The sequence below is a fragment of the Brevundimonas sp. CURTG3B2_SDJG genome, from assembly GCF_057364705.1.
Genome location: NZ_JBNFOJ010000023.1, coordinates 1 through 19,074, shown reverse-complemented (window position 1 = coordinate 19,074; position 19,074 = coordinate 1). Strand labels below are relative to the sequence as shown.

The window sequence follows — 19,074 nt, the reverse complement described above, 5'->3', positions numbered from 1 at the left end:
CCGCCCAGGCGATCGGCGCCCCGCTGGGCCGCCGAGGTCAACGCCCCCGACCGCCCGCGCCGCCGAGAAGGTCGCCCAGGCCCGCTTCGCGGCCTACGGCACCAACCTGTATCCGGACGCGACCTTCAGCCTGCGCCTGTCCTACGGCCAGGTTCAGGGCTGGACCTACCGTGGCGTGACCGTGGCCCCCTTCACCTACATGGGCGGGCTGTACGAACGGGCTACGGGATCGGAGCCGTTCAACGCGGCGCAGGCCTTCATCGATAACGAGAGCCGGGTGAACAAGGACGTCGTCTACGACTTCACCTCGACCAACGACATCATCGGCGGCAACTCGGGCTCGCCGGTCATCAACGCGAACGGTGAAGTGATCGGCGCCGCCTTCGACGGCAACATCCACTCGCTGGGCGGCTCGTTCGGCTACGACGGCGAGCTGAACCGGACGGTGACGGTGTCGACCGCGGCGATCACCGAAGCGTTGCGCAACATCTATCCGATGCCCCGCCTGCTGCAGGAGCTGGGCGTCGACCAGCCGCAGCGTCGTCGGCGATAGGGCCGATCGTCTCCCTCCCCGCCCGGGGAGGGATGTCGGCGCGGAGCGACGACAGGGTGGGGGCGGCCGCGAGACCATTGATCCGCCGCCCCCACCCGTCTGACGCTGGCGCGTCAGCCACCCTCCCCTTCAGGGAGGCAGAATTGTTGGAGCCGCAACATGCGTCATCTCAGCCCCGCCCTCGCCGCCGCCCTGCTGACCCTCGCCGCCGGATCGGCGGCCAAGGCCGAGGAGGGCATGTGGACCTTCGACAACTTCCCCATCGCCCGGGCCAATCAGGCGCTAGGGACGAACATCGACCAGGCCTGGCTGGACCGGGTCAGGCTGTCCTCGGTGAAGTTCGGCGGCTGTTCGGCGGGGCTGGTGTCGGGCGAGGGCCTGGTGATGACCAACAACCACTGCGTCGCCACCTGCGTGGCCAATCTGTCGACGCAGGCGGTCAACTACGCCGAGACCGGCTTCACGCCGCGCAGCCGCGAGGAGGAGCTGAAATGCCCGGGCGGAACGGCGGAGATCCTGACCGACATCACCGACGTCACCGAGCGGATGCACGCGGCCGGGCGCGGCCTCAGCGGCCAGGCCTTCACCCAGGCGCGCGACGCCGAGGCCGGGCGGATCGAGCAGGAAGCCTGCGGCGCCGCGACTGACAAGCGCTGCCAGGTGGTGAGCCTGTACCGCGGCGGCCAGTTCAAGCTGTACACCTACAAGAAGTACTCGGACGTGCGCCTGGCCTGGGCGCCCGAGGACCGGGCGGCGACCTTCGGCGGCGACCTGGACAACTTCTCCTTCCCCCGCTTCGCCATCGATGCGGCCTTCATCCGCCTGTATGAGAACGGGGCGCCGGCGGCGACGCCGACGCACTTCAAGTGGAACGCGGCCCGGCCGACGGAGGGGACGCCGGTGTTCGTCACCGGCAGTCCGGGCGCGACCCAGCGCCTGCTGACCATGGAGCAGTTGGCGACCGTCCGGGACGTGGTCCTGCCGCTGGACCAGCTGATCGCGTCCGAACTGCGCGGTCGTCTGATCCGCTATTCGCAGGAAGGCGAGCGCCAGGCCTTCGAGGCCATGGATCCGATCGTCAGCCTGGAGAACACCTACAAGCGCGGCCTGGGCCGCATGCGGGCGCTGACCGATCCGGGCTTCATGCAGATGAAGCAGGCGGCCGAGCGACTTCCGCCACCGCGCCGACGTCACGGGGGACAACGATCCCTGGGCGGCCCTGGCGCGCATCCAGCCGACGGCGCGCGAGCTCTATCCCGCGATGGCGCTGCTGGAAGGCGGCACCGGCATGGGGACCACCTCGGTCGCCGGCGGTTCGCAGCTGTTCAGCTGGGCCCGCACCCTGGTGCGCGGCGCCCAGGAACGGACCAAGCCCTCGGCCGAGCGCCTGCCCGAATACGCCGACAGCCGGCTGGCGGGCGTGCAGACGGGCCTGCTGGCCGAGCGCCCGGTCTATCCGGCGCTGGAGCAGGTGCGCATGGAATGGTGGCTCTCCAAGACCCGCGAATGGCTGACGGTCGACGATCCGCGCGTGCGCGCCCTGCTGGGGCGCGAAAGCCCCGAGCAACTGTCGGCGCGCCTGATCGAGGGCACGAAGCTGGCCGATCCGGCGGTGCGGCGCGCCATGTGGGAGGGCGGCCTGGCGGCGGTCCAGGCCTCCGACGATCCGCTGATCCAGTACCTGCTGTCGATCCAGGAGCCGACCCGCGCCATCCGGACGGAGTGGGAGGAGAAGGTCCAGGCGCCGACCGACCGCGCCTCGGAAGCCTTGGCGGCGGCCCGGTTCGAGGCTTACGGCGACAGCGTCTATCCGGACGCGACGGGGACGCTGCGGCTGACCTACGGGCAGATCGAGGGGACCGACGTGCCGGGCCAGCGGTTCGGCGCCTTCACCACCTTCGACGGCCTGTGGGACCGCGCGACCGGGGCTCCGCCGTTCGACGTGGCCCCGAAACTGCTGGCCGCGCGCGGCCGGATCGACGGCTCGACCGTTCTGAACATGGCGGTGTCGTCCGACACCATCGGCGGCTCGTCGGGCAGCCCGGTGGTGAACGCCCAGGGCGAAATCCTGGGCGCCAACTTCGACTCCACCGTCCTGACCCAGCGCAACGCCTACGGCTACGACCGCAACGTCAATCGCTCGGTGATCGTGACCACGGGCGCGGTGACCACGGCGTTGCGGGACGTCTACGGCATGCAGCGGCTGGTGGATGAACTGGCTGCCGACTGAGCGCGTGAAGTGGTTAGTGGTTGGTGATTAGTGGCTGACGCGGCGCGGCTCGCGCCAACCGCCCACGACCCGTGATCCAGCAGCCGCTAACCACTCACCGCTAACCACTGGCGCGAAGCGCCTACAGCTGGCTCATCTTCTGCTGGGCCTTGGAGAAGTACTGCCAGCCGGTCCACAGGGTGACGGCGGCGGCGACCCAGGTCAGGGCGACGGCGAAGGTCTCGAAATGGGTCTGCCATTCCGGGGCGGTGCCGTCGGGATTGCGCAGGCCGAAGGCGTCCCACAGCAGGGTCAGCTGCAGCGCGCCCAGGGCGAGCATCTGCAGCAGCGTCTTCCATTTGGCCAGCAGGGTGACCGGCAGCTTGACCTTGCCGGCGACCGTCTCGCGCAGCGCCGAGACGGCGAATTCGCGGAACAGGATCAGGCCGCAGGGCACGGCGATGCCGGGCAGGGAGCCGGAGGCCAGCACGCCCAGGATGGCGCCGGTGATCAGCACCTTGTCGGCGATCGGGTCCAGGATGGCGCCCCAGCGGGTGGTGGCGTGCCAGCGCCGCGCCAGGAAGCCGTCGACCCAGTCGGTCGAGGCGGCGACGGCGTAGATCCAGAAGGCCCAGACCCCGAAGCTGAGCTGCTGCTCGGGCGACAGGAAGCCGTCCATGAAGCCGGGCGCGGCGCCCGCCAGCATCAGGAACATCACCACGCCGGCGGCCAGGCGCAGGCCGGTCAGGATGTTGGGGATGGGATTGACGTGCGGATGGGGGGTCATGATCGGGCTCCGGTCCTTGAACGTCCGTCTGCCACGCTTCGCTGCATGAGGCGAGCGATCAGTCCAGCGGCTCGAACGGCCCGGGCCGCGCAGGGAGCTGAGAACCCCGTCGGCGATGCCGAAATGGACGCCGCTGAGGACCAGGGTCCCGGCGGCTCGCGCTCGGCGATCCAGGGGAAGGTGCGCAGGTTCTCGATCGACAGGCGCACGATGGCCTCTTCGGACAGCCGCTCGGCCTGTTCGGGCGGAACCGTCTCGCAGATGCGGCGCACGACCGGCGCGCCCTGGGCGACCCAGGGGGCGACGAAGTCCCGGCAGTTGTCGGGCGCGCCGTACATCATGGCGTTCACGCCGCCGCAGTGGGCGTGGCCCAGGACCATGATGCGCGAGACGTTCAGCACCTTCACGCCGAACTCCAGCGCGGCCGAGACGCCGTGCAGTCGGCCGTCCGGCTCGTAGGGCGGCACCAGGTTGGCGACGTTGCGGACCACGAACAGCTGGCCCGGGGCGGCGTCGAAGATCAGGGCCGGGTCGGCGCGGCTGTCGGAGCAGGCGACGATCAGGGTGTGCGGCTTCTGGCCCTTGGCGGCCAGCGCTTCGTACTCCGCGCGGGCGGCGGGCCAGTGGTCTTCGCGGAAGCGGCGATAGCCGGAGAGAAGCGCGTCGCGGGATTCGTCGGACATGGCGTTCGTATAAGCATTCCTCACCCGGAGGGGGAGGGGGACCATGCGATGCATGGTGGAGGGGCGTTACAGCGAGCGCGGGGCCGGCGCCCCTCCACCGCTTCGCGGTCCTCCTTCCCCTGTAGGGGAGGACTTACGGCTTCCGGAAGAAGGCGTGGATGCGTTCGGCCAGGGCCTGGCTGACCCCGTCCACCTTGACCAGGTCGACCACCGAGGCCCGGCCGACGCCCTTGGCGGAACCGAAGGCATGCAGCAGGGCCTTCTTGCGCCCGGGGCCGACGCCTTCGATCTCGTCCAGCGGGTTGCGCTTGATGTCCATCGACCGACGCTTGGCGTGGGCGCCGTTGGCGAACCGGTGCGCCTCGTCCCGCAGCCGCTGGATGTAGTAGAGCGCCGGCGACTTCAGCGGCAGCATGAAGGGCGGCTTGCCGGGCACGAAGAAATGCTCCTTGCCGGCGTCGCGATCCGGGCCCTTGGCGACGCCGACGGCGAGGATGTCGTCCAGGCCCAGGTCGGCCAGGACGGCCTGGACCTCGGCCAGTTGGCCCGCGCCGCCGTCGATCAGCAGCAGGTCGGGGCGCACGACCTCCTCGCCCTCGTCCTCGTCCTTGACCAGGCGGCTGAAGCGGCGGCGCATGACCTCGCGCATCATGCCGTAGTCGTCGCCGGGGGTGAGGTCCTGACCGCGGATATTGAACTTGCGGTACTGCGACTTCTGGAAACCGTCCGGGCCCGCGACGATCATGCCGCCGACCGCGTTGGTCCCCTGGATGTGGGCGTTGTCGTAGACCTCGATCCGTTCCGGGCGGGCGTCCAGGCCGAAGGCCTCGCAGACCTCGTCCAGGATCTTCGACTGGGCCGAGCTTTCGGCCATCTTGCGGCCCAGGGCCTCGCGGGCGTTGGTCAGGGCGTGGTCGACCAGGGCCTTGCGGTCGCCGCGCGCCGGCCGCTCGATGCTGACGACCCGGCGGCCGTCGATCGTCTTGGCCTTCATGGAGAAGGCTTCTTCCAGCAGCTCCTTCTCGTGCGGGACGACATTGGACAGGATCTGCCGCGGGACCGGCTTGTCCTCGTAGAACTGGCCCAGGAAGGCGGCGAGGATCTCGGGATCGGCGTCGGCCTTGTCCACGCGGGGGAAGTAGGCGCGGCCGCCCCAGTTCTGGCCGCCGCGGTAGAAGAAGACCTGGACGCAGGCCTGGCCGCCGTCCGAGTGCAGGGCGAAGACGTCGGCCTCGGCGACGCCCTCGGCGGAGACCGAGTTCTCCATCGAAATGGCGGACAGGGCGCGGATGCGGTCGCGCACGCGGGCGGCCTGTTCGAAATCCATGTCGTCGGAGGCGGCCTGCATCTCCTTCGACAGGCGGCCGATGACGGCGCGCGACTTGCCGCGCAGGAAGGCCTCCGCCTCCTCCACCAGGCCGCCGTAGTCCTCCAGCGAGATCAGGCCCGTGCACGGGGCCGAGCAGCGCTTGATCTGGTGCAGCATGCAGGGCCGGGTGCGGGTCTCGTAGACGCTGTCCGAGCAGGACCGGAGCAGGAAGGCCTTCTGCAGGGTGGTCAGGGTGCGGTTGACCGCCCAGGTCGAGGCGAAGGGGCCGAAATAGTCGCCCTTGATGGCGTGGGCGCCCCGGTGCTTGCGGATCTGGGGCGCGCGGTGGTCGCGCCGGATCATCAGCTCGGCGAAGGACTTGTCGTCGCGCAGCACGACGTTGAAGCGCGGCTTCAGCTTCTTGATGAAGCTGGATTCCAGCAGCAGGGCCTCGGTCTCGGAGGCGGTGATGACCAGCTCCATCGATCGGGTCAGCGAGACCATCAGGCCGATGCGCTGGGTGTGGAAACGGCCTTGCGCGTACTGGAGGACGCGCTTCTTCAGGGAGCGGGCCTTGCCGACGTACAGGCAGGCGCCGTCCTCGCCGTACATGCGATAGACCCCCGGCTTGTCGGGCGCGCGCCGCGCCTCGTCGCGGATCAGGTCGGCGGCCTTCAGCGCCGAATCGGGGGCGGGCGTCTCCTCGGTCATCGGCGCCAATATAGGCGCCCGCGCCCTGTCGCGAAGCGGCAGGAGCCGCTCAGAAGCGCCGGACCATCAGCACCCCGCCGATCACCAGGGCGACGCCGGCCAGGCGGCCCAGGTTCAGCGGCTGGCGCGGCACGCCCAGGGCGCCGAAATGGTCCAGCACAAGGCTGATCAACAGCTGACCCGCGACCATCAGGGTGATGGTCAGGGCGACGCCGAGGCGCGGCACCGCCCAGGCCGCGGCGACGACGAAGACCGCGCCGTATAGACCGCCGACCCAGGCGTACCAGGGCAGGCCGCGCGCGCCGTCATGTCGGGCCGGGTCTGAAGCACCAGGGCCAGGACCCCCAGCGCGAGCGTGCCGACGGCGAACGAGACGAAGGCGGCGTTGACCGGCGACAGCACGGCCCCGGCCAGCCGGGCGTTGGTGGGCGCCTGAAGCGCGGTCGCTCCGCCGGCCAGGACCACGAGCAGGATGGCGATCAGATTGGGGTTCATGCCCATTGGCTAACAGCTTGTCGCGCCGGCCGCATCGGGAAGTTGCCTTCGGCCAAGGCAGGGCGGCGGCGTCAGGCCCGGGCGACCAGGTCCCGGATATAGGCTTCAAGCGTTGTCTCGCCCTTCTCGGTCTCCGCTTCGGGCGGCATTTCGGCGTCGTCGGCGGTGACGGCGGTCATGCGGGCGTAGCTGTCGGCCGCGGCGCGGAGAAGCCCATTGAGCGGAACGCTTGGATCCACTGGTCTCGCGGCGTCTCGACCGCGCGCACCGGCCGGCCCAGGGCGGCGGTGAAGGCCTGGGCGACGTCGCTCGCGGCGTAGCGGCGAGGCCCTTCGACATAACGGACGCCCACGTCGTCCAAGGGGCTGGTCAGCCGCCGCGCCGCGGCGCGGCCCAGGTCGCGCGGCGCGACCATGGGCAGGCGGTAATCGATGGGGAACATGGTGTGGACCACGCCCTGTTCCCGCGCGGTCTCCAACGCGATGTCCCAGTTGCTGAAGTAATAGGCCGCGCGGTTGAAGGCGGCGGGAATCGGCTGGCCCTGGAGACCCTGCTCGAATTCGTACAGCACATTGAGGTCGCCGATGCGGTCGCCGGGGCGGGCGCCCATGGTGCTTTCGGCCACCACCTTCTCCAGGCCCGAGCCGTCGAGCGCGGCCAGAATGGCGGCGATGGTGGCGCGCTCCCGGGCGTCGGTGTCGGTGGACGGGTCCGCTGGCGGGTTCAGCAGGAAGGCGCGGCGGCCCCGCTTCAGCACGGCGCGCAAGGCGTCAGGGTCGGCGACGTCGGCCACGGCGATCTTCGCCCCGAGGGCCTTCAGGCCGTCGCCCTTGCCGGCGTGATGGACGACTGCGATCACCGCCTCGCCCTGATCAAGCAGCGCCTCCACGCAGGCCGAGCCGACGTGGCCGGTGGCGCCCAGGATCACATGCATGTCTCGCTCCCACGGGCTGGAGCCGAAGGAACCGGGCGCGGGCGAGAGGGTTCCGCGCCGGGCGCATCCTGGCGCCATCCCGCCGCCATCGTCCCGGAGGGAAACGCCAACCTCCGGCGGAAGCGGGGCGAGGTTTGCTCTATATCTGCTCCATGCCCGCCGCTCCGTCGCGCCTTTCCGCCTTGATCGTGCTGATCGTCTCGGCGTGCGTGCTGGGGCTGGCGCCGATCCTGGTGCGGCTGACCGAGACGGGGCCGGCGGCGGCGGGCTTCTGGCGGTTCGTGTTCGCCCTGCCCTTGCTGCTGGTTCTGACCGCCAGACCCGGCGGAGAGGGGATGGGACGGCCGTCGAAATGGATGGCGCTGGCGGCCCTGTTCTTCGTGCTGGACCTGTCGTTCTGGCACTACGGGATCGTGATGACCTCGGTGGCCAACGCCACCGTGCTGACCAATCTGACGCCCGTGGTGGTGACCCTGGTCGGTTGGTTCGTCTTCCGCGACCGGCCGCGCGCCCTGTTCCTGGGAGCCCTGGCCCTGGCGCTGGCGGGCGCGTTCGCCATGTCGGCGGGCGCTGACGGCGGGCAGGGGACCCATCCGCGGCTGGGCGACCTGTTCGCCACGGTCACCGCTCTTTGGTACGCGGGCTATTTCCTGGTGGTGAAACAGGCCCGGCGCGAGAGTTCGGCAGGCAGGATCATGCTGTGGTCCACCGCCCTGGGAACGCCGCTGCTGCTGGTCGTGTCGTTGGGGCTGGGCGAGACGCTTCTTCCGGCGTCGATCGCCGGATGGGCGGCGTGCGCGGGCCTGGGCCTGATGCACGTGGTCGGGCAGGGCGGGGTGGCCTGGTCGTTGGGCCGGCTGCCGGCGGCGCTGACCTCGGTGACCGTCCTATTGCAGCCGGTGGTCGCCGCCGTGCTGGGCTGGCTCTTGTTCGCCGAGACGATGACCCTGGCGCAGCTCGCGGGCGGAGCGGCCGTCCTGGCCGGCGTGGTGCTGGCCCAGTGGGCCTCGGTCAAAGAGGACGGCGGAGGCGCAAGCGTCCGCGCCCAACTCATGAATGCGTGGTGTCGTCGACCCTTAGAGGATCTTCAGGTCCACCGCCGAGGTCTTGCCGCGCTGGGATTCCAGCTCGTATTCGACCTTGGCGTTCTCATCCAGGCCCGCCAGGCCGGCCTTCTGAACGGCGGTGATGTGGACGAAAACGTCCGAGCCGCCGCCGTCAGGCTGGATGAAACCATAGCCCTTGGTCGGGTTGAACCACTTGACCGTGCCGGTCGCCATTGTGCGTCTCCGTAAACGCGCTTTTCCAGGCAGACGCCCCGAAGGGGGCGCCTGTCAGCCCATCTGGACAAGCTCGTTCAGGCGAAAGAGCGCCGCGCGGGTGTGGAGGCCGCGCAAAATCCGGACTGCGGGCGAAGTTCTCTCCCGCAAAGCGCAGCCGGTCAACAGCAAAGCGATTCGCTCGCAAGGCGAACATGGTTACACCGGTCAGGCGCACAAACCCCGGGGCGCGCCATCCAGGTGCAGATGGTCGCGGTGGGCTTCATTGTAGTCCGGGGTCAGAACGGTCGAGAACACCCGGCAGGCCCCGTCGCGAAGGCGTTTCAGGAACCGGCGGCGTCGGCCCCGCGCCGCCCTGGCCCGTCCAGTCGCCGGCGATGGAGACGGTGCGGCCGTCCTCCAGCCGGATCGCGGACACATCCAGGGCGTTGGCCCGGGCGTGTTCACTGGGCCGGTCGCGGGTTTCCGTGGAATTGTAGATCCGCCGGCAGGCGTAGGACCCGTAGGTCTCGACCCGCGCGACCCCGGAACCGAAGACCTCGCGAGCCGCGGGCTGAAGGATCTGCCGGTCCCAGATGACGTAGCGAACGGCCAATGGGCACTGCATCACCAGGCCGCCCGGGTTGAGCGGGGTCACGGCCCCGCCGGTGATGCGCACGGCGCCGCGGACGATGCAGAAGCCGCCGTCGTCGCGATCCTCGACCCGTTCGACCCGCACGCCGGCCTCGCGCAGGATCTGGATGCAGGCGTCGGTGACGGCGGCGACCTCTTCCGGGGCCGCGGTCCGGGCCAGTTCGAAGTCGTCGACCTTGGCCGCCGTGGCGTGGCCGATCGGACGGCTGAGGTCCAGGGGCTTCCAGGGCAGGTCCTGGTGCGGCGCGAAGGCGTTCAGCAGGGCGAAGGCGGCGCACACGCCCAGCGCCGTCTCCCACAGCAGGTTCCAGAAGTCGGCGAAATCGCGATCCATGTTCGCCCAGGCTTACCCGCCCCGTGCGATGGGCGAAAGACAGAGGCCGGCATCAGGCGGCGAGGGCGGCCAGGCGGCGGGCCAGAAGGCTGAAGGCGACCGCGCCGCCGCCGTCGGGCCGGGTGGTTCCCCCGGCCAAAAGCGTGCGGCGGATGACGTTCACGGGCGCCTTACTGAAACGCCCGCAAACTAGTAGGCGCCCGGACGAAAGGCTCATGAAGAGCGCTTGATGTTGCCCAATCAGGCGTTGGAGCGCAGGGTCAGGCGATGAGCAAATCCGACGACGCGTACGAAGCCGAACTGGAGCGCCTGCAAGTCCTGCTGGTGGAGACCCAGGCCTGGACGATCGACAAGGGCCTGAGGACCCTGGTGGTCTTCGAAGGGCGGGACTCGGCGGGAAAGGACGGCGCGATCAAGCGGCTGACGGAATACATGTCGCCACGGCAGACGCGAGTGATCGCCCTGCCCAAACCGACCGACCGCGAGACCAGCCAGTGGTATTTCCAGCGCTACGTCCCGCACCTGCCGGCCGCCGGCGAGACCGTGATCTTCAACCGCTCCTGGTACAACCGGGCGGGGGTCGAACCCGTGATGGGGTTCTGCACCCCCGGCCAGCAGACCCAGTTCCTGAAGGACGCGCCACGGTTCGAGCACATGCTGGCGGACGACGGGATCGTGCTGATCAAGCTGTGGCTGGACATCTCCAAGAAGGAGCAGGCCGAGCGCCTGGCCGCGCGCGTGGAGGACCCGCTGAAGCGTTTCAAGGTTTCGTCGCTGGACGCCGAGGCCCAGGCCCGCTGGGACGCCTACACCGCCGCCCGGGACCGCATGCTGGGCGAGACCGACAGCCGCCACGCGCCTTGGACGGTGGTGGCCACCGACCGCAAGAAGGACGCGCGCCTGAACGTCATCCGCCATATCCTGCGGACCATCGGCGGGCCCGGCGCCAAGGCGCCGACGCCTGACGCCAAGGTGCTGTTCCCGGCGGCCAAGAACGCGGCTCGCCTGTTCCGCTAGAAGCCCAACTGGGCCCTCAACGTGGTCGGGTCGATTCCGTCGGCCCTGAGCTGGGCCATGGTGACGGAGCCGTCGCGTTTGGCGAACCGCCGGCCGTCCTCTCCGGTCAGCAGGCGGTGGTGGCGATAGGCCGGGGTCGGCCAGCCCATGAGCGCCTGAATCAGGACCTGGATGTGGGTCGCCTCGAACAGATCCCGGCCCCGGATCACCTGGGTGACGCCCTGCAGGGCGTCGTCGTGGGTGACCGCCACATGGTAGGCCGTCCCGGCGTCCTTGCGGGCGACGACGACGTCGCCGGCGGTCTCGGGCCGCGCCCGGATCAGACCGCGTTCGCCGCCTGGCCCCTCGCCTTCCTCGACAAAGGTCAGGGCCTCCCAGGCGCGCTCGCCCAGCGCCTGTCGGGCCCGGTCCAGCGACAGGCGCCAGGCGAAGGGCGGCCTTCGTCCAGGAAGGCGACCTCCTGGGCGGGCGGATGCGGCCCGGGGCGGACGGCGTCGGCCGGGCCATGCGGCGCGTCGCCGATGGCGTCCAGGATGTCCTTGCGGGTGCGGAAGCAGCGGTACAGCAGGCCGCGCCGGTCCAGGGCGTCGACCACCGTCGCATAGTCGGTCAGGTGGGCGGACTGGCGCCGCACCGGCCCGTCCCAGTCCAATCCCAGCCAGGTCAGGTCGTCCAGGATCGCCTGATCGAACTCGGGCTTGCAGCGGGTGGGATCGATGTCCTCGATCCGCAGCAGGAAGCGGCCGCCCGGGACGGCCCTGGCGGCGGCCCAGGCCGTGAGCGCCGAGAAGGCGTGACCCTTGTGCAGACGACCTGTCGGCGAAGGGGCGAACCGGGTGACCAGCGTCATCGCCTCGTCTCCAGCGCCGCCGCCCTGGGCGTTGGCGGGTTCCGGCCCTCATAGGCGGCGAGCGGGCGCGCCGTGGTGATCGGACAGGCAAGTTCGTCCAAGATGGGCATGCGGAACGACTAGATCGGCCGCTTCCCGCTGTCGATGAGGTCCCATGCCGATCGCCCCTGGTCCCGAACAGATCGCCGCCGCCCGGGTCGCCCTGGTGCGGCTTGACCCGGCGCTGGCCCGAGCGAACGCGGGGACGCCGACCTTCGAATGGCGGACCCGGACCGGCGGCTTCGAGGGGCTGTTCCGAATGATCGTCGAGCAGCAGGTCTCGGTGGCCTCCGCCAATGCGATCTGGAGGCGCGTGGGGGACGGCCTGGCCGGGCGGATGGCGCCCGACGCCGTGCTGGCGGTCGACATCGAGACGTTGCGGTCGTTCGGGCTGTCGATCCAGAAGGCGACCTACGGGCATGAGATCGCGCGGGCTCATGTCGAGGGGCGGATCGATTTCGACCATCTGGAACGCCTTTCCGACGAAGAGGCGGTCGCGCGCCTCACCGCGATCAAGGGTGTCGGCAGATGGACCGCCGAGACCTTCCTGATGTTCTGCGAGGGCCGCACCGACGTCTTCCCGGCCGGCGACATCGCGCTGCAGGAGGCGATGCGCTGGGTGGACGGAGCCGCGCTGCGCCCCAAGGAGAAGGACGCGTATCTGAGGTCGGAAGCGTGGCGGCCGCATCGCAGCGTTGCGGCGCATCTGCTTTGGGGATGGTATGGGGCGGTCAAGCGCGGCGAGGTCGCGCTGGAGGAGACCCCCGCCGCGTGACGCCCATCGTCGATCCCAACCTGGCCACGCCCGAGACGGTGCTCGGCGTGCTCGACTTCGCGGGCGTGGCGGTGTTCGCCGCCACCGGCGCCCTGGCGGCCGCCCGCCAGAAGCACGATCTCGTCACCTTCGCCTTCTTCGGAGCGATCACCGGGGTCGGCGGCGGCACCCTGCGCGATCTGCTGATCGGGCCCCGGTCTTCTGGGTGCAGGACTGGCGCTACATCGCCGTATGCCTGACAGCCTCGGTGGCGGTGTGGCTGGTCGGAGCGCGGCCCTGGCGGTTCCGGGCCCTGCTGTGGCTGGACGCCGTCGGCCTGGCCGCCTACGGCGTGCTGGGGGCCGCCAAGGCCGAGGCCGCCGGGATCGCGCCCCTGATCTGCATCGTCATGGGCGCCCTGACGGCCTGTTTCGGCGGGGTGGTGCGCGACCTGCTGGCCGGAGAGCCGTCGATCCTGCTGAGGCGCGAGATCACCGTATCGGCGGCCCTGCTGGCCGCGACCGTGTTCGTGGTCGCGCGCTTCTTCGGACTGGACGCCTGGCCCGCGGCCTTCGTCGCCGCCGGGTGCGGCTTCGCGCTTCGGGCCGGAGCGCTGGTCTGGGGCTGGAGCCTGCCGGCGTTCCCGGCACCGTGATCCGGCACTGAGGGACAGAAGCCGAATGCCGATCGACGCCTATCGCGACGCGCCCCGCTGGGCGTTCGGAGACAGTCCGGAACTGGCGGACGAGTTGCTGGCCCTGGTGCTGACGGGTGCGAAGCGGGCCACCTGCTCGTCGCTCGCCTCCTGCGAGGCGGACGTCATGCCCGAGGTCGGCGGGCTCAGCGTCATCCTGGACGGTCGGGGACGCCAGGCCTGCGTGATCCGGACGACGGAGGTCGAGATCACGACCTACGCCGAGGTCAGCGAGGACTTCATGCGCGCCGAAGGCGAGGGCGACCTGTCCCCGGAGTACTGGCGCGTGGGCCATCAGGCCTATTTCGAACGCGAAGGCGTCTTCTCGCCCGACATGCGGGTGGTGTGCGAACGGTTCGAACTGGTCGAACGCTTCTAAGCGAGGCGTCACGAAAACACTGCGTCCCGGTCATGGCGGTGAAAGAGAATCGGTCGTAGATTCCGCCCACAGACTAGGGAAGGAGACGTGTCTTCAGTCCTGTCGCGTCCATGACCCTCTCCCGACCGGCGAGGACCTGATGCAGGTCCTGAGCCGTCCCCCGTCCGGCTGGCCCGCGCTGGTGCTGAACGCCGACTTCCGCCCGCTGTCCTACTACCCCCTGTCGATCTGGCCGTGGGAGGAGGTGGTCAAGGCGGTGTACCAGGACCGCGTCGACGTGGTCTCCGAATACGACAAGGTGGTGCGCAGCCCGTCGATGGAGATCCGGCTGCCCAGCGTCATCGCGCTGAAAAGCTACATCGACCAGGACCGCCAGCCCGCCTTCACCCGCTTCAACGTCTTCCTGCGCGACGGTTTCGCCTGCCAGTACTGCGGCGACGCCACCGAACTGACCTTCGACCATGTGGTGCCCCGCTCGCGGGGTGGTCGCACCACATGGGAGAACATCGTCGCCGCGTGTGGGCCCTGCAACCTGCGCAAGGGCGGGCGGACCCCGGCCCAGGCGGGCATGCCGATCCGCCGCGAGCCGCACCGGCCCAGCGCATGGCAGCTGCAGGAGCTGGGTCGCCGGTTCCCGCCGCACTACCTGCATCAGAGCTGGCTCGACTACCTCTACTGGGACATCGAACTGGAGCCCTGATCCGCTTTCTTTCGCCTCGAACGGGAACCTCCCTCGTGGAATTCTGTTTGGCCTCTTCGAGTTCGTAGAGGATTGCGTCATGAAGAAAGCCATCGCCGCCGTCACCGCCGGCCTGTTGCTGATTTCCGGCCAGGCGCTCGCCGCCGGTCAGACCACGAGCGCGTCCCGGGTGGGCGACCGCGTGGGCCCCGCCGCCGGGGAGTCCAGCGAGCTCTTCGGTATTCCGGTGATCGGCGTGGTCGCCATCGCCGGCGTCATCGCCGCCACCGTGGCGATCGCGGCTGGGGACGACGATTCCGACAGCGACTAAAGGCGTCGCTTGACGCCGGTCCGCCGGACAGCCAGTCAGCGCGGATGAAGATCCGCGTGCGCGCCGACCTGGTCTATCGGTTCGATCCCCCGACCGACGCCATCTACAAGATCCAGGTGGCGCACTGGCCCGGGCAGACCGTGCTCGAGGAACGCCTGACCACGGCGCCGACCGTCGAGTTCATCGAGAACGAGGACGACGAGTTCGGGGCCCGGACCTTGCGCGCTCGGCTGTCCGGCGAAGTGGCTCTGAGCTACGAGGCCGTCGTCGACAACGGCCTGCTGAAGGGGCTGCCGCCCGTCACGGTGCAGCACGACTGGAAGGCGCTTCCGGCCGAGGTGCTGACCTATCTGAACCCCAGCCGCTATTGCCCGTCGGACCAGTTCGGCCGCTTCGTCGAGCGGACCTTCGGCGGAACGGTCGGGGGCGACAGGGTGCTGAAGATCCTGGACTGGATCCGCGAGAACATCGACTACGAGCCGGGCGTATCGGACAGCGAGACCACGGCGGCGCGGACCTTCATCGACCGCGCCGGCGTGTGCCGAGACTTCACTCACCTGGGCATCACCCTGTGCCGGGCTTCCGGCATTCCGGCCCGGGCGGTCAGCGCGTATGCGGACCAACTGACCCCGCCGGATTTCCACGCGATCTTCGAGGTCTGGCTGTCCAACGGCTGGTGGCTGGTCGATCCGACGGGACTGGCTCCGGTCGAGGGACTGGTGCGGATCGCCTGCGGCCGCGACGCGGCGGACATCGCCTTCCTGACCACCCAGGGCAGCTGCAGCCTGGTGCGCCAGTCGGTGACCGCCGGCGCGATCTAGCGCGGCTCGCGGCCCTTCCAGACCTCGATGAAGTCCAGCCGGCGCAGGACCTTGTTGTCCGGATCGATCAGCACGTGCGCCCCAATGGGAGCCGCCACCTCGCCCCGGCCGCCGGTCATGGGCACGGCGACGCGGCGGCCGTCGACCTCGACCTCGATCGGCATGGGGAAGACGCCGCCGTCGCCGACGACCCATTCCAGCTTCAGCCGGTCGCCTTCGCGCGTCTGCCTGAGATCGGGCAGGGCGGCCTGGTACAGATAGGCGCGGAAGAACCAGGTCAGGTCCCGGCCGGCCTCCTCGTTGACGATGGCCAGGAAGTCGCCGGTGGTCGCATAGCGGGGAGCGAAGTTCCCCGGCCGCGGATCGGGGCGGCCGTAGACCAGCCGCGTCACCGATCGGAAGAAGGCCTCGTCGCCGATCAGCATGCGCAGGGAATGCGCGATCAGCGATCCCTTGTTGTAGATGTCCAGCCCGGGGCCGACGTCGTTCTTGTAGACCTCGTCCTCGGCCTTCTCCCGGCCCGAGACCACCGGGAAGCGGTTGATGAGCTGGTTCCGCTGGTCCAGCAGTTCAGCCTGGAAATACCGCTCGCCGTGCAGCCAGCGCAGGTACAGCGGCTGCATGTAGCTGCCCAGGCCCTCATGCAGCCACATGTCGTCGGCGTTGCGGTTGGTCAGTTGGTTGCCGAACCATTCATGCGAGAGCTCATGGTGCAGCAACCAGTCGTAGCCCTTGCCGTCCAGCTTGTAGCCGTTGCCGTACGCATTGATGGTCTGGTGCTCCATCCCCAGGTGGGGCGTCTCCACTACGCCCATCTTCTCCTCGCCGAAGGGATAGGGGCCGACCACGGCCTCGTAGAAGTCCATCATCGGCGCGAACTCGGCGAACAGGGCGCGGACCTTGGCGGGGTCGTCGCTGCGCAGGTGCCAGTAGGACATCGGGATCGTGTTGCCGAACCGGCTGCGGTACTCGGCCGTGACCTCTTCGTACGGGCCGATGTTCAGGGCGATGGCGTAGGTGTTGGGATTGGCGGCCGACCAGTTCCAGGTCGTCCAACCGTCGCCGTGATCGACCTTGCCCAGGAAGCGGCCGTTGGACGGCGCCGACAGGTTCGACGGCACGATGATGTGCAGGTCGACCCGCCCGGGCTCGGCCAGCGGATTGTCGATGCAGGGCCAGAAGATGTCGCAGCCTTCCGGCTGTACGGCGGTGGCGATCCAAGGCTCGCCCGAGGGGACGGTTCCCCAGACGAAGCCGCCGTCCCAGGGCGCGTTGGGCGCGACGCGCGGCTGACCGGCGTAGGCGATGCGGACCGCCACCTTGTCGCCGGCCGTCAGCGGCCGGGGCAGGGGGATGGTCATCCGGCCTTCGGGATTGCTCCAGCGGTCCGGACCGATCTCCTGGCCGTCCACCTGGACCGAGGAGACCGTCAGCAGGGTGTCCAGTTCGACCACCACCGTCTCGACGGGGGCCAGGGCGGTGAAGTCCAGGACGGCGACGGCGTCGATGGCCTTGTCGTCGGGCAGGACCTTGATCGTCAGGTCGGCCTTGTCGAACCGCACCGCCTCCTGCTCGGGCGTGCGGGGCTGATCGGTGCCCAGGGTGAAGGCGGTCGATTCACGCGCCGGCGTCTGGGGTGCGGCGACCGGTTCGGCGACGGGAGGCGCGTCCTGGCGCGCGATGGAGGGGGCCGCAGCGGCGGCGCAGGCCGAGGCCAGCGTCAGGAGGGAGACGCCGATCAGGGCGGCGCGGCGAAGGGGCAGGGACACGAAGCGGCTCTCCGGGAACAGGCGGCCAGACTGGCGATACGCCGCTGTCGGCGCAACCGCAAAGCCTGGACTGCTTCCCCGCGAAGGAGCGCGCTCTTCCTTTATTTCGTCATCCGGGGGCCCAGCGACCCGGGGGGCGGCGGCGCGCGAGAGCGTGACCCTCTCACGCGAGGCGCTCGTCGCCCTATCGCCTTCGCTTCGCTGCGGCGCCGCTGGGTCCCGGCCTTCGCCGGGATGACGAAAGAGAACCGAGGCCTAGTCGAACCCTCGAGCCCGCCGCTGGGCCTTGGTCGCCCGCCGCGCCCAGGCCTTGTCGATCTGTTCCATAAGCCGGCCGTTGTCGGCGGCCTCGTAGCGCACCAGAACGGCGGGCCATCCTTCGTAGTGCGGCGTCTGGAAATAGGTCCGGGGCTCGGTCTCCTTCAGAAACTCCACAGTCTCCAGATCCAGGGCGAGAGCGAGCGCGCCGGGCTGACGCCCCTCGTTGACGATCCAGTGGCCGCGGACCCGGATGCACCGCCCGCCGTGCAAGGTTGAGTCCTCGGCGCCGGGTTGGTTCAGGGCATAGGCGAACATTTCTTCGCGAGTCATGGGCCTCTCGGACCGAATGAAGGTCCCTCAATGCAGCTGAGGAGGAGCGTCGTGACGTGATCGGTATACGGGGTATGCGTCCCTCAACGCGCGTCTGACCCGTCCGATGTCGAGATTCTCATACTCCACTCCGGCGTCGATGGTCATGGGGTCGCCGAGCCGATCAGTAGCCTCCTCGAAGATCAAGCGGCCCGCGTATTTCAGGTAGGCGCGTTCGCTCGGGCTGGCCGTGAAGCGGAGTTGCCCCGCGTTCCTGACCCCAATCGGCGCGAGCTCCGCCGCAGCTTGGGGATCGCCCAGCCGTAGAGACACCAGCGCCTTAAGCAGGATCGCCGTGGAACGCTGTACGGCGCGTTCGGGCAGCGATGTCTCATAGACACGCGCTAGTCGGTGCGCGGCGGCGACGTAGTCCTGACGGGCCGCGTCAGCCTCGGCTTTGCTCAATTCGGTGGCCAGGCGGATCACGTCGGGGATGTGATGCAGGTTTGAGATGGCCATTACGAAGCGGCGCAGCAGTTTACGCATCGCTTGAAGCTAAGCTGCGAGCTTCGGATGAACAACGTCCGTCGGCGCAAAAGAAAAAGGCCGGCGTTTCCGCCGGCCCCTTCAGAACACTAGGTCGCTGACGCCGATCAGGCGGCGGCTTGCTCGGCCAGCTTGGCCTTCACCTGGCGCTTGATGCGCTGGGCGGCGATCGACAGCTGCTCGTCGCGAGCCTTGACGATGAAGGCGTCCAGGCCGCCCTTGTAGTCCAGGGTGCGCAGCGCGGCGTTCGAGATGCGCAGCGAGAAGGTCTGACCCAGGGCGTCCGAGGTCACCTTGACGGCCTTCAGCGACGGGAGGAAGCGGCGCTTGGTCTTGATGTTCGAGTGGCTCACGCTGTGGCCGACCATCGGGCCGATACCGGTGAGTTCGCAACGACGCGACATCTGACTATCCTTCGGGCGCGGTCCACGACGGGCGCGGACGCATGAAACAGGAGCGCGCGGGAGGTCATCCCGCGCGAGAGGGGGGCGTATAGAGGAAGATGCGTCGCCGCGTCAAGGCTTGCGGGCGCCGAACGGGCCTGTTCAGCCGCGGTTCAAATGACGCCATATATCGACTGTACCCAGAAGCCAACGACCGCCCGAGGGGCTAGAATGAAGACCATGCTGATCCGAGCCGCCGCCGTCGCCCGCCCCGCTGCGCCGGGGCCCTGATGCTGGCCGCGCCCCGCGGCGCC

Annotated in this window: 19 protein-coding genes and 5 pseudogenes; 11 read left to right on the top strand and 13 right to left on the bottom strand. The window is 69.5% G+C overall.

Annotation, left to right across the window (positions count from 1 at the left end; translation table 11 throughout):
* The 3 genes and pseudogenes from AC2W7C_RS02760 to AC2W7C_RS02750 all read left to right on the top strand — a co-directional run.
* The coding region (locus tag AC2W7C_RS02760) for a S46 family peptidase (protein WP_486000072.1) at positions 1 to 553 on the top strand (553 nt) is incomplete at its 5' end.
* 159 nt (positions 554 to 712) lie between these two features.
* Positions 713 to 1,663: pseudogene (locus tag AC2W7C_RS02755) on the top strand (S46 family peptidase); the annotation flags it as partial.
* 151 nt (positions 1,664 to 1,814) lie between these two features.
* Positions 1,815 to 2,783, top strand: coding sequence for a S46 family peptidase (locus AC2W7C_RS02750; RefSeq protein ID WP_486000071.1), 969 nt, complete (start codon positions 1,815 to 1,817; stop codon positions 2,781 to 2,783).
* A 121-nt stretch (positions 2,784 to 2,904) separates the two neighbouring features.
* Here the strand turns inward: AC2W7C_RS02750 and pgsA are convergent, their stop codons facing one another.
* The 5 genes and pseudogenes from pgsA to AC2W7C_RS02725 form a co-directional block, all read right to left on the bottom strand.
* Positions 2,905 to 3,549 carry a CDP-diacylglycerol--glycerol-3-phosphate 3-phosphatidyltransferase gene (gene pgsA / locus AC2W7C_RS02745; RefSeq protein ID WP_486000070.1) on the bottom strand — a complete coding sequence of 215 codons (645 nt, stop codon included), beginning with the start codon at positions 3,547 to 3,549 and terminating at the stop codon, positions 2,905 to 2,907.
* A complete protein-coding gene (locus AC2W7C_RS02740) occupies positions 3,546 to 4,232 on the bottom strand; it encodes a carbonic anhydrase (protein WP_486000069.1) in 687 nt (228 codons plus the stop codon). The genes pgsA and AC2W7C_RS02740 overlap by 4 nt, the downstream gene beginning before the upstream one ends.
* Positions 4,233 to 4,365: 133 nt before the next feature.
* Positions 4,366 to 6,252: an excinuclease ABC subunit UvrC gene (gene uvrC, locus AC2W7C_RS02735; RefSeq protein ID WP_486000068.1), complete on the bottom strand. Its 1,887-nt coding sequence runs from the start codon at positions 6,250 to 6,252 to the stop codon at positions 4,366 to 4,368.
* 49 nt (positions 6,253 to 6,301) lie between these two features.
* Positions 6,302 to 6,747, bottom strand: a pseudogene (locus AC2W7C_RS02730) (DMT family transporter).
* Positions 6,748 to 6,922: 175 nt separating this feature from the next.
* Positions 6,923 to 7,681 carry an NAD(P)H-binding protein gene (locus AC2W7C_RS02725; RefSeq protein ID WP_486000067.1) on the bottom strand — a complete coding sequence of 253 codons (759 nt, stop codon included), beginning with the start codon at positions 7,679 to 7,681 and terminating at the stop codon, positions 6,923 to 6,925.
* Between the two features lie 152 nt (positions 7,682 to 7,833).
* Between AC2W7C_RS02725 and AC2W7C_RS02720 the strand changes: the two are divergent.
* Positions 7,834 to 8,664, top strand: a pseudogene (locus AC2W7C_RS02720) (DMT family transporter); the annotation flags it as partial.
* Between the two features lie 93 nt (positions 8,665 to 8,757).
* On the opposite strand, the gene AC2W7C_RS02715 reads toward AC2W7C_RS02720, so the two are convergent.
* From AC2W7C_RS02715 to AC2W7C_RS02705, 3 genes are all read right to left on the bottom strand, one after another.
* Complete coding sequence (locus tag AC2W7C_RS02715; protein WP_486000073.1) at positions 8,758 to 8,961, bottom strand: cold-shock protein; 204 nt, start codon at positions 8,959 to 8,961, stop codon at positions 8,758 to 8,760.
* Positions 8,962 to 9,168: 207 nt separating this feature from the next.
* Positions 9,169 to 9,258: an extensin family protein gene (locus AC2W7C_RS02710; protein WP_486000066.1), complete on the bottom strand. Its 90-nt coding sequence runs from the start codon at positions 9,256 to 9,258 to the stop codon at positions 9,169 to 9,171.
* Positions 9,224 to 9,928, bottom strand: a complete 705-nt coding sequence (locus AC2W7C_RS02705; protein ID WP_486000065.1) for an extensin-like domain-containing protein — start codon at positions 9,926 to 9,928, stop codon at positions 9,224 to 9,226. Before AC2W7C_RS02705 ends, AC2W7C_RS02710 begins: the two co-directional genes overlap by 35 nt.
* A gap of 267 nt (positions 9,929 to 10,195) precedes the next feature.
* On the opposite strand from AC2W7C_RS02705, the gene ppk2 reads away from it, so the two are divergent.
* Positions 10,196 to 10,945, top strand: coding sequence for a polyphosphate kinase 2 (gene ppk2, locus AC2W7C_RS02700; RefSeq protein ID WP_486000064.1), 750 nt, complete (start codon positions 10,196 to 10,198; stop codon positions 10,943 to 10,945).
* Here ppk2 and gluQRS read toward each other — a convergent pair.
* Positions 10,942 to 11,795, bottom strand: a pseudogene (gene gluQRS / locus AC2W7C_RS02695) (tRNA glutamyl-Q(34) synthetase GluQRS). The gene ppk2 and the pseudogene gluQRS overlap by 4 nt on opposite strands.
* 154 nt (positions 11,796 to 11,949) lie before the next feature.
* On the opposite strand from gluQRS, the gene AC2W7C_RS02690 reads away from it, so the two are divergent.
* From AC2W7C_RS02690 to AC2W7C_RS02665, 6 genes and pseudogenes are all read left to right on the top strand, one after another.
* Positions 11,950 to 12,609 carry a DNA-3-methyladenine glycosylase family protein gene (locus AC2W7C_RS02690; protein WP_486000063.1) on the top strand — a complete coding sequence of 220 codons (660 nt, stop codon included), beginning with the start codon at positions 11,950 to 11,952 and terminating at the stop codon, positions 12,607 to 12,609.
* Positions 12,552 to 13,243: pseudogene (locus AC2W7C_RS02685) on the top strand (trimeric intracellular cation channel family protein). Before AC2W7C_RS02690 ends, AC2W7C_RS02685 begins: the two are co-directional and overlap by 58 nt.
* A 25-nt stretch (positions 13,244 to 13,268) precedes the next feature.
* Entirely contained in the window at positions 13,269 to 13,661 is a 393-nt protein-coding gene (locus AC2W7C_RS02680) for an ASCH domain-containing protein (protein WP_486000062.1), read from the top strand.
* Between the two features lie 139 nt (positions 13,662 to 13,800).
* Positions 13,801 to 14,361 (top strand): HNH endonuclease, encoded by a 561-nt coding sequence (locus AC2W7C_RS02675; protein WP_486000061.1) that lies wholly within the window; start codon positions 13,801 to 13,803, stop codon positions 14,359 to 14,361.
* A 79-nt stretch (positions 14,362 to 14,440) separates the two neighbouring features.
* The gene (locus AC2W7C_RS02670) at positions 14,441 to 14,671 is read left to right on the top strand and encodes a hypothetical protein (RefSeq protein WP_486000060.1); all 231 of its coding nucleotides are present in this window, start codon (positions 14,441 to 14,443) and stop codon (positions 14,669 to 14,671) included.
* Positions 14,672 to 14,715: 44 nt separating this feature from the next.
* Positions 14,716 to 15,492 carry a transglutaminase-like domain-containing protein gene (locus AC2W7C_RS02665; RefSeq protein WP_486000059.1) on the top strand — a complete coding sequence of 259 codons (777 nt, stop codon included), beginning with the start codon at positions 14,716 to 14,718 and terminating at the stop codon, positions 15,490 to 15,492.
* Here the strand turns inward: AC2W7C_RS02665 and AC2W7C_RS02660 are convergent.
* The 4 genes from AC2W7C_RS02660 to rpmB form a co-directional block, all read right to left on the bottom strand.
* Complete coding sequence (locus tag AC2W7C_RS02660; RefSeq protein WP_486000058.1) at positions 15,489 to 17,261, bottom strand: M1 family metallopeptidase; 1,773 nt, start codon at positions 17,259 to 17,261, stop codon at positions 15,489 to 15,491. The two genes, AC2W7C_RS02665 and AC2W7C_RS02660, sit on opposite strands and share 4 nt — an antisense overlap.
* Before the next feature lie 255 nt (positions 17,262 to 17,516).
* Positions 17,517 to 17,852: an MmcQ/YjbR family DNA-binding protein gene (locus AC2W7C_RS02655; protein ID WP_486000057.1), complete on the bottom strand. Its 336-nt coding sequence runs from the start codon at positions 17,850 to 17,852 to the stop codon at positions 17,517 to 17,519.
* 27 nt (positions 17,853 to 17,879) lie between these two features.
* Positions 17,880 to 18,377 (bottom strand): hypothetical protein, encoded by a 498-nt coding sequence (locus AC2W7C_RS02650; RefSeq protein WP_486000056.1) that lies wholly within the window; start codon positions 18,375 to 18,377, stop codon positions 17,880 to 17,882.
* Positions 18,378 to 18,484: 107 nt separating this feature from the next.
* Entirely contained in the window at positions 18,485 to 18,781 is a 297-nt protein-coding gene (rpmB, locus tag AC2W7C_RS02645; protein ID WP_486000055.1) for a 50S ribosomal protein L28, read from the bottom strand.
* Positions 18,782 to 19,074: the final 293 nt, after the last annotated feature.

What these genes read in the sequence shown, in the direction of transcription:
- AC2W7C_RS02750 (WP_486000071.1), top strand. Translation starts at nt 1,815, where the DNA reads ATGGCGCTGCTGGAAGGCGGCACCGGCATGGGGACCACCTCGGTCGCC.
- pgsA (WP_486000070.1), bottom strand. Translation starts at nt 3,549, where the DNA reads ATGACCCCCCATCCGCACGTCAATCCCATCCCCAACATCCTGACCGGC.
- AC2W7C_RS02740 (WP_486000069.1), bottom strand. Translation starts at nt 4,232, where the DNA reads ATGTCCGACGAATCCCGCGACGCGCTTCTCTCCGGCTATCGCCGCTTC.
- uvrC (WP_486000068.1), bottom strand. Translation starts at nt 6,252, where the DNA reads ATGACCGAGGAGACGCCCGCCCCCGATTCGGCGCTGAAGGCCGCCGAC.
- AC2W7C_RS02725 (WP_486000067.1), bottom strand. Translation starts at nt 7,681, where the DNA reads ATGCATGTGATCCTGGGCGCCACCGGCCACGTCGGCTCGGCCTGCGTG.
- AC2W7C_RS02715 (WP_486000073.1), bottom strand. Translation starts at nt 8,961, where the DNA reads ATGGCGACCGGCACGGTCAAGTGGTTCAACCCGACCAAGGGCTATGGT.
- AC2W7C_RS02705 (WP_486000065.1), bottom strand. Translation starts at nt 9,928, where the DNA reads ATGGATCGCGATTTCGCCGACTTCTGGAACCTGCTGTGGGAGACGGCG.
- ppk2 (WP_486000064.1), top strand. Translation starts at nt 10,196, where the DNA reads ATGAGCAAATCCGACGACGCGTACGAAGCCGAACTGGAGCGCCTGCAA.
- AC2W7C_RS02690 (WP_486000063.1), top strand. Translation starts at nt 11,950, where the DNA reads ATGCCGATCGCCCCTGGTCCCGAACAGATCGCCGCCGCCCGGGTCGCC.
- AC2W7C_RS02680 (WP_486000062.1), top strand. Translation starts at nt 13,269, where the DNA reads ATGCCGATCGACGCCTATCGCGACGCGCCCCGCTGGGCGTTCGGAGAC.
- AC2W7C_RS02675 (WP_486000061.1), top strand. Translation starts at nt 13,801, where the DNA reads ATGCAGGTCCTGAGCCGTCCCCCGTCCGGCTGGCCCGCGCTGGTGCTG.
- AC2W7C_RS02670 (WP_486000060.1), top strand. Translation starts at nt 14,441, where the DNA reads ATGAAGAAAGCCATCGCCGCCGTCACCGCCGGCCTGTTGCTGATTTCC.
- AC2W7C_RS02665 (WP_486000059.1), top strand. Translation starts at nt 14,716, where the DNA reads ATGAAGATCCGCGTGCGCGCCGACCTGGTCTATCGGTTCGATCCCCCG.
- AC2W7C_RS02655 (WP_486000057.1), bottom strand. Translation starts at nt 17,852, where the DNA reads ATGACTCGCGAAGAAATGTTCGCCTATGCCCTGAACCAACCCGGCGCC.
- AC2W7C_RS02650 (WP_486000056.1), bottom strand. Translation starts at nt 18,377, where the DNA reads ATGCGTAAACTGCTGCGCCGCTTCGTAATGGCCATCTCAAACCTGCAT.
- rpmB (WP_486000055.1), bottom strand. Translation starts at nt 18,781, where the DNA reads ATGTCGCGTCGTTGCGAACTCACCGGTATCGGCCCGATGGTCGGCCAC.